8 protein-coding genes are annotated in these 7,025 nt (G+C 44.3%); 6 read left to right on the top strand and 2 right to left on the bottom strand.

From position 1 onward, the window contains the following. Positions 1 to 209: 209 nt before the first annotated feature. Entirely contained in the window at positions 210 to 800 is a 591-nt protein-coding gene (locus HF638_RS28365) for a biotin transporter BioY (protein ID WP_169483230.1), read from the bottom strand. 154 nt (positions 801 to 954) lie between these two features. Between HF638_RS28365 and HF638_RS28360 the strand changes: the two genes are divergently transcribed. The 5 genes from HF638_RS28360 to HF638_RS28340 all read left to right on the top strand — a co-directional run bounded on the left by HF638_RS28360 (position 955) and on the right by HF638_RS28340 (position 5,330). Next, entirely contained in the window at positions 955 to 1,767 is an 813-nt protein-coding gene (locus HF638_RS28360; protein ID WP_169483229.1) for an ATP-binding cassette domain-containing protein, read from the top strand. Continuing rightward, on the top strand, positions 1,752 to 3,521 hold the full coding sequence (locus HF638_RS28355) for an ATP-binding cassette domain-containing protein (protein ID WP_169483228.1): 1,770 nt from the start codon (positions 1,752 to 1,754) through the stop codon (positions 3,519 to 3,521). The genes HF638_RS28360 and HF638_RS28355 overlap by 16 nt, the downstream gene beginning before the upstream one ends. 141 nt (positions 3,522 to 3,662) lie before the next feature. Beyond that, complete coding sequence (locus HF638_RS28350; protein WP_169483227.1) at positions 3,663 to 3,962, top strand: hypothetical protein; 300 nt, start codon at positions 3,663 to 3,665, stop codon at positions 3,960 to 3,962. Positions 3,963 to 4,127: 165 nt separating this feature from the next. Then, entirely contained in the window at positions 4,128 to 4,703 is a 576-nt protein-coding gene (locus HF638_RS28345; RefSeq protein ID WP_169483226.1) for a GNAT family N-acetyltransferase, read from the top strand. Between the two features lie 45 nt (positions 4,704 to 4,748). Then, positions 4,749 to 5,330, top strand: coding sequence for a GNAT family N-acetyltransferase (locus HF638_RS28340; protein WP_169483225.1), 582 nt, complete (start codon positions 4,749 to 4,751; stop codon positions 5,328 to 5,330). Between the two features lie 220 nt (positions 5,331 to 5,550). On the opposite strand, the gene HF638_RS28335 is transcribed toward HF638_RS28340, so the two are convergent. Beyond that, entirely contained in the window at positions 5,551 to 5,910 is a 360-nt protein-coding gene (locus tag HF638_RS28335; protein WP_062834171.1) for a MerR family transcriptional regulator, read from the bottom strand. A gap of 100 nt (positions 5,911 to 6,010) precedes the next feature. Here HF638_RS28335 and HF638_RS28330 point away from each other — a divergent pair, with 100 nt between their 5' ends. Continuing rightward, positions 6,011 to 6,721, top strand: coding sequence for an SDR family NAD(P)-dependent oxidoreductase (locus tag HF638_RS28330; RefSeq protein WP_169483224.1), 711 nt, complete (start codon positions 6,011 to 6,013; stop codon positions 6,719 to 6,721). The last annotated feature ends 304 nt before the right edge of the window (positions 6,722 to 7,025 follow it).

The following is a 7,025-nucleotide window of genomic DNA, read 5'->3' as shown; positions in this document are numbered from 1 at the left end:
TTGCTTCAAAACGGAGCTGTGAAAGGAGTTTCTTAAAGCGCCTTTGACATTTTCGTTCATATCAGTTGAACTAAAGAAGATTTACACGGATCACTCCGATGACAGAACAACCTTAGAGGAAGAGAAGTAACAAAAACAGCCAAAGTGATTTTGGCTGTTTTTGTTTTAGAATATGGACGCTCGTGATCTAATAGGATATGTAGCTTCTGTTAAGACTCCACTTTTACTACCGTTGAATGCATGTTACCTGTGAGACGTTGAGGCGGGAAAACCATGCGCACGGGCGCAATGATGATGGCAGCAAATACAGCTTTGATCAGATCCCCTATAATGTAAGGATAGAATCCTTGAATCATGGCCTCAGGTAGATCCAATTTATATGCATAGGCAAGCCAAGGGACCCCAGATACATACACGAGCAGTGAACCAAACAGTTCAAATATGATAAAAGCGAGAATGAATCCTGTGACACCTTTGATGTTGATTCGTGCAAGCAGCAATCCAATCAATAATGCGGAGATCGGCCACATCATCACATATCCCCCGGTAGGTCCAAGAAGCACCGCAAGTCCTCCCGTTCCGTGCAGTAAGGGGAAACCAAGAGCGGTGAGCAGAACAACCATGGTAACGCTTAGGAAGCCATAAAGTGGACCAAGTAACCCTCCAGCCAGCATGACAGCCAAAGTCTGTAATGTTATCGGTACAGGGGAGAAGCCAATGGGAATGCTTATGTAACCAAAAAGCACTAAAATTGCGGCCATAAGTGCGCTAAATACAATGCCTCGCAAAGATAATTTCATGTTTGAACAATCCTCTCCATTTTGTTAATATAATTGTTAACCAATTTAAAATACGCGGTTAACGATTAGGATCGTACCACATAACAATAGAAAGGGAAAGGACTAATTTACAATGCAAGGCAACCTGCCAATAATGATATTAGAAGATGTTAGAGTGCATTATGCTTCCGAAGGTGGTCAGGTGAGGAAAGCGCTGGATGGGGTCTCACTTACACTGCATCAAGGGGAATGGATTAGTATTGTAGGGGCGAATGGCAGTGGGAAAAGTACGCTCGCTGGACTACTGATTGGATTCACTCCGCTCTCGGGAGGGGTGCGGAATATCTCGGATGAACTAACCGTTCGGGGTGTATTGCAGCAACCGGATGCACAGGTACTGGGCGATACGATTGAAGAGGAGTTTCATTTTGCGTTGTCACCATTAATGAATACTGTAGAAGAACAATCGGAGCGCAGACAGGACGCATTACATACTGTAGGACTTCATTATCCACCGGATATGGCCATCTCACAATTATCCGGTGGGCAGAAACAACTGCTAAACATTGCTGTGGCGCTCGCGGCCAAACCGGATGTATTGATTCTGGATGAGCCGACAGCCATGCTTGATCCAGGAGCAAGAGACCGTATCGAGACCATCGTTCAGAAGATCACCGAGCGGGGGACAACGGTTATCTGGATTACACATCATCTGGAGGAAGCAACACTGTGTGATCGAATCATTGCTATCGAACGGGGGCGTTGTGTGTACGACGGAGAGTCGGAGTCCTTTTTCTATAAGGCAGAGACGAATGAGAAAATTACTGGAGAAAATGAGCATCTATCCGCTTGTGATCGGCTAGGGTTAGACTCTCCTTTCACTGTAAAGACTGCATTATTGCTTAAGCAAAAAGGCATGCTGCCAGAAGCCATGCCACTGCGACCCGAGCAACTGGCTAAGGAGGTCGCACGTTGGAGATCGAATTAACCAATATACGGATAGAAGCATCGGATTCGAGCAAACGTGCACTGCTCGAAGATGTGACTGTACAGTTGAATAGTGGCGAAGTTACCTTGCTGTTGGGCTGTACGGGTTCGGGAAAAACGACCTTACTACAGACATTGGCTGGCCTAAAACTTCCCGATGCAGGCAGTATTACATTAGATGGTATGCCTTTCTGGCGCGAAGGGAAAGTGCCGCAGTCGATTTTATTGCAGATGGGGATGGTATTTCAATTCCCGGAACAACAATTGTTTGCCCGGAGCATTCAGCGTGAATTCACATATTCTCTGCGTCCTTATCGACTTTCCGAGAACGAACAACAAGAGCAGATCACAAAAGCACTGAACCAATGGGACCCGCCAGTATCTTCGGAGTTGGACCGACGTTTTCATCTGGACAGGTCGCCATTTGCTCTAAGTGGGGGAGAGAAGCGCAGGCTTGGACTTGCTCTCGGAAGTGTGACCAATCCACACTGGCTTCTGCTGGATGAGCCGAGCGCAGGGTTGGAAGCGCAAAGTGTCGGGCTTCTGCTGGATGTATTGGAGCAACATCGTCTGGCAGGTGGTGGGGGTGTGGTAGCAACCCATGATTTGGATACCTTCTTGCCTTGTGCGGATCGAGTATTGTTGTTGCAGGAAGGCCGTCTAATCGCCGATCTTACGCCGAGAGAACTTCACAAAAGGCCTGAACTGCTGGAGCAGACAGGGATTGGACTGCCACCATCGATGAGACTGACACAGCAGTTTAGAGCAGCGGGTCTTGAGCTGCCTTTGACCGCAATGACTCCAGGAGAGATGGCTGAATGTATTGTTCAGTCTACGTTAGTTGAGGTGGGGATTCAGAACAAATCAAAAGCGGCATCAGGGACGGTAACGATGGAAGTCAAGAGCGATGTAATGAAGTATGAAAAAGAAGCACTGATGCTGTCGTCCATTAAACCGGAAGATGATCTAAAGCTTCTTCCGAACACACTGACTCATTCAGGGGAATTATATGGCGTCATGGACCCGCGTCTGAAATGGATTTTGTATATTTTGCTGGTCACCGCAGCTATGCTTCAACAGCGATGGCTGGGATTGACGTTAACACTGGTGCCGGTAGTAGCAGCACTTGCCGTGCTCCCGCGTCAGACTTTGGCTGGATGTATGAAATTAATGAAGCCATTATTATTCTTTTTCATCATATCAACGGCGTTATCTGGGACAACTCTTTCAACAGAGGGAGGAGGTCTGCACTTTGGCTTTTCCCTGATGCAGGCGGAGGGCACTTTGCTGAATGTGTATCGTTTGTTTATCGTCACATTGGCAAGCCTTTGGTTTTCGTTGACGACACCTTATGGGCGAATGGTAGAAGGGCTTAACTGGGTACTCGGTATCGGTAAAAAGATCAGGTTGCCCGTAGCTTCGTTCGCACTTGCTGTATCATTAATCTTTCGATTTATCCCGATGATCTGGAGTGAGTGGCAGCGATTCTCACTAATCGTTCGGGCACGTGGAAAGGCAGCTTTAAGACCAAATACCGTGCGGATTCGTGACCTGGGTCCGATGGTAATCCCTTTATTAATGGCACTATTCCAACGTGCAGAGGATATGACCATTGCGATGGAAATGCGTAAAGTTAGAGAACATTCTTTGCTTGGAGCACGTTCTTCGTTATTGGTATGGTCCAATCGCGATACCTGGATTAGCATGGCTGGCCTGATTGGTTTTGTACTATTAGTATGGATTCGCCAATTGTGATGGCGATGATTATCGTGATGGATCCGGTGATGGATCAGAATCTTAAACGCAGTGGTTTCCAATAATCATGCATAAATGCGTTTGACCTCGCTCACAATAAGTGTACGTTGATCATCTGAAGTGGATCAGGAGGGACGAACGATGAAAGATAAGTTTTTGCGTGAAGAACGGCAAGAATATACCGATGTGTCTACGGTGGAATCGCAACGAAACGATATCACACTCGAAGAATTCCCGGAGGGTCCTTACGGTTCATCATTGTTATCCGAATCTCTTGGGAAAAGTTCTCCGTGGCGGGTGGATCAGAGGTCTGCACATCGTTTTGATTATGAAAACCATGAGCTTCACGAAGGAGATATACGGGATTATCCGGGTCAGGATGTTTTCGACCAAACGGTTCCGGATAACGTGTCCAAGCCTCAATACCCGGAAGAATCGTAATGACATATGGATATAAAATAGAGCGTAGCCTCCAACAGGTTTGTCCTGTTCGGGGGCTATTTTCGTTAGAGTGATAGTAAAACCAATCTCCTCTAATTCCACATTATGGGTTATTATATTTGTAGATCACAGTGAAAATTTGGTTGATTATACGGAGGATTCAGAATGAGAGAGATCGATTATAGTCAATATTTCTGGCAGGATGATAAGATCAGATTACGTGCTTTGCGTGAGGAAGATTGGGAGGATCATTATTATAACCGCTTTGATACACCTGCCCGTCGGTTATTGGAGTGTGCAGTAGAGTTGCCGCCAACCCAAGTTGAAGCGAAGAGTTTCACGGAAAACTTCTCTGATTTTTCTTTAGCCAAAGGACGGATCATGTTCACGATTGAGAATATGGATGGTGAAAATGTCGGAGGTGTGAATCTGAATAGCATTGATGAAAGGAACGGTACCTTTAGCATTGGCATTCAAATTGACAGGGATCATCGGGGAAAAGGATACGGAACCAGAGCCGTTCGAATCTTGCTGAAGTATGCTTTTTTCGAGCGCAGACTCAACAAATTCAATGATTATGTACTCGAAGGAAATGAACCTTCCGCAGCGATGATGAGAAAGCTTGGCTGTGTCCAGGAAGGCGTGCGTCGCCAGGTGATCTATACGGATGGAAAATACCAGGATCTGATCCTCTTTGGATTAACCAAAGACGAGTTTATAGATAAAGAAGGGCTTGTTTGAAGTAAAAGCTAATAAGCTGAAATTAAGTGTATTGTAGGAGGCATTATGAATCAATATGTACAAAACGATGAATTAATCATCGATTGCAAGGATATTTATTTGCGTGAGTATCGACTTGAGGATTTGGAGAAATTGCAAGAAATAACGTGGCAACCTGAGGTGTATGAATTCCTACCAGGCTGGAACGCTACGATTGAAGAGAGAGCCCTTTGGCTCGGCGAATATGAAATCCCTGAGAATCAGAAGTTTAAACAAGTTGTTTTGGCGGGAGAGGATATCGGAGAGTTATATTTACGTATGGCTATCGTACTCAAAGAAAATGATGAGTTCATAGGATGGTGCTGCTCAGGGATCAAGGACGAACTGCCAGCACCCAATCGGGAGATTATGTACGGTATTTCGAAAGATTTCAGAAACCGTGGCTATACAACCCAGGCAGTAAAAGGAATGACGGAGTATTTATTTGAACATACAAACGTTGAGGTGTTGAATGCCATCGCATTGATTACCAATCAAGCTTCTAATAAGGTAATACAGAAGTGTGATTTTGAACGGGGCAGCTCGATTGAGATCGAAAATGAAAAGTATAACCATTACCAACTGCGTAAGCAACAAGGTCAAGTTTAATACATTTGTCTCAAGATGAATGTATTGACGTGATGATGTCAGGGCAAAAACATAGTCCCCTAAAAAATAGCTATAACATCAACTTTTCGGATCAGGTTAGGCAGTTATTACTGGCAGCCTGATTTTTTGTTTTTATTTTATGAAACGATTAAGGAAACATTGTTAGGAGACGTGCTCTAACATAAAATGCAAAATTTTAATCTATCGCATAAGGCGTATATTAATAATTTTCTCCGCGATAATAGCGCTCCAGTTTGTTATCCAAATGAACAAGTTGCGCTTTTTTCTCCTCGATATCATTCAACAACTTCTGCTTTTGATCTTCAATCAGTTGGGTTCTTTCCTTCAGGGTGGAGGTACCTTCATTGACCTGGTCATAATACTTTTTGATGTCTTCCACACTCATCCCGGTCTCGCGAAGGCATTTGATAAAAACCAGCCAGTTCAGATCATCCTCCGAATAAAGACGGTTATTCTGCTCACTTCGTGCAGCAGGTTTCAACAGTCCCTTCCTTTCGTAAAAGCGGATCGCTCCGATCGATACTTCAACTTTTTTCGCTACCTCTCCAATGGTTAACATGTTAAGCCCCTTTTATAAAAAAAATTTGACCTACACTAAGTGTAGCATAGTAACTTATACATTGTTAAATATAAATCAAATCAGGGAAAGAAGGATCCGCATGAAAAAGACTGTCTTTGTAACCGGAGCAAATAAAGGAATTGGATATGAAATTGTAAAGCAATTAGGTGAAGCAGGATGGAAAGTCATCCTTGGCGCACGAAGTATCGAACGGGGTGAAGCAGCTGTTTCCGAATTAACTTCCAGAGGATTAGACGTAGAATTTGTACAGATCGACATGAGTGACTTGAAAAGCATCGAGCAGGCAGCCGACACGGTTAACAAGACTTATCCCACAATAAACCTTTTGATCAATAACGCTGGTATGCCGGGTGCTTTCTCTCAGTCTTTTACGGATACCAGAGAGAAAGATCTGCGGAACGCCTTTGAAGTCAACTTTTTCGGCGCCTTCCGTTTGAATCAGCGATTGTTCCCGTTAATCAAAGATAATGAAGGCACAATCATTAATGTATCAACCGATATGGCTTCTCTGGACCATATGCAAAATGCGGAATTTACTCTAAATGCCTTCGACTATAACTCATCCAAAACGGCCAATAGTGCCATGACACTTTCGATGGCTTATGAAGTCAAAAACAGAAGGACTCAAGTCTTTGCGGTGACGCCTGGATTCACATCAACAGATCTTAACGGCAATGCTGAAGGCGGTAAATCAAAAGAAGCCGGCGCTGCGATTATCGTGCGTTATGCAACAGATGGCAAGCGTCATAATGGGGAGTTCCTAGATGAAACAGGCGTGTACCATTGGTAATCCAACATTGCCAAAAGCAGCAATAGATCGAGATACATTTTAGCGTGTATCTTCAAACTCAAACTCAAATTCAAACTTAGGCAAGCTATACGATGATGGATACCAAGGTCTCAAAAGTTTTGAGGTGCAAGCTGGCTGATCTTCACGAATACCTAGACGATTTTCTAACGAACACAGAACGTCTTATTCGGCCTTTAGATACACTTCTTAAATTGTAAGGAACACTATGGACCTATGTCAAAAAAGTAGACACTACGCTGCGGATTTGTCCGTAAATTTCATCGCAAAACGAGCAGGGGAAAGA

This window comes from Paenibacillus sp. SZ31 (assembly GCF_012912005.1).
GTDB lineage: Bacteria > Bacillota > Bacilli > Paenibacillales > Paenibacillaceae > Paenibacillus.
Note: the sequence above shows the minus strand (reverse complement) of the source record. Positions and strands in the feature narration are given on the sequence as shown.

Bases quoted from the DNA above. Each gene is read 5' to 3' on its own strand.
- HF638_RS28365 (WP_169483230.1), bottom strand. From the start codon at position 800: ATGAAATTATCTTTGCGAGGCATTGTATTTAGCGCACTTATGGCCGCA.
- HF638_RS28350 (WP_169483227.1), top strand. From the start codon at position 3,663: ATGAAAGATAAGTTTTTGCGTGAAGAACGGCAAGAATATACCGATGTG.
- HF638_RS28345 (WP_169483226.1), top strand. From the start codon at position 4,128: ATGAGAGAGATCGATTATAGTCAATATTTCTGGCAGGATGATAAGATC.
- HF638_RS28340 (WP_169483225.1), top strand. From the start codon at position 4,749: ATGAATCAATATGTACAAAACGATGAATTAATCATCGATTGCAAGGAT.
- HF638_RS28335 (WP_062834171.1), bottom strand. From the start codon at position 5,910: ATGTTAACCATTGGAGAGGTAGCGAAAAAAGTTGAAGTATCGATCGGA.
- HF638_RS28330 (WP_169483224.1), top strand. From the start codon at position 6,011: ATGAAAAAGACTGTCTTTGTAACCGGAGCAAATAAAGGAATTGGATAT.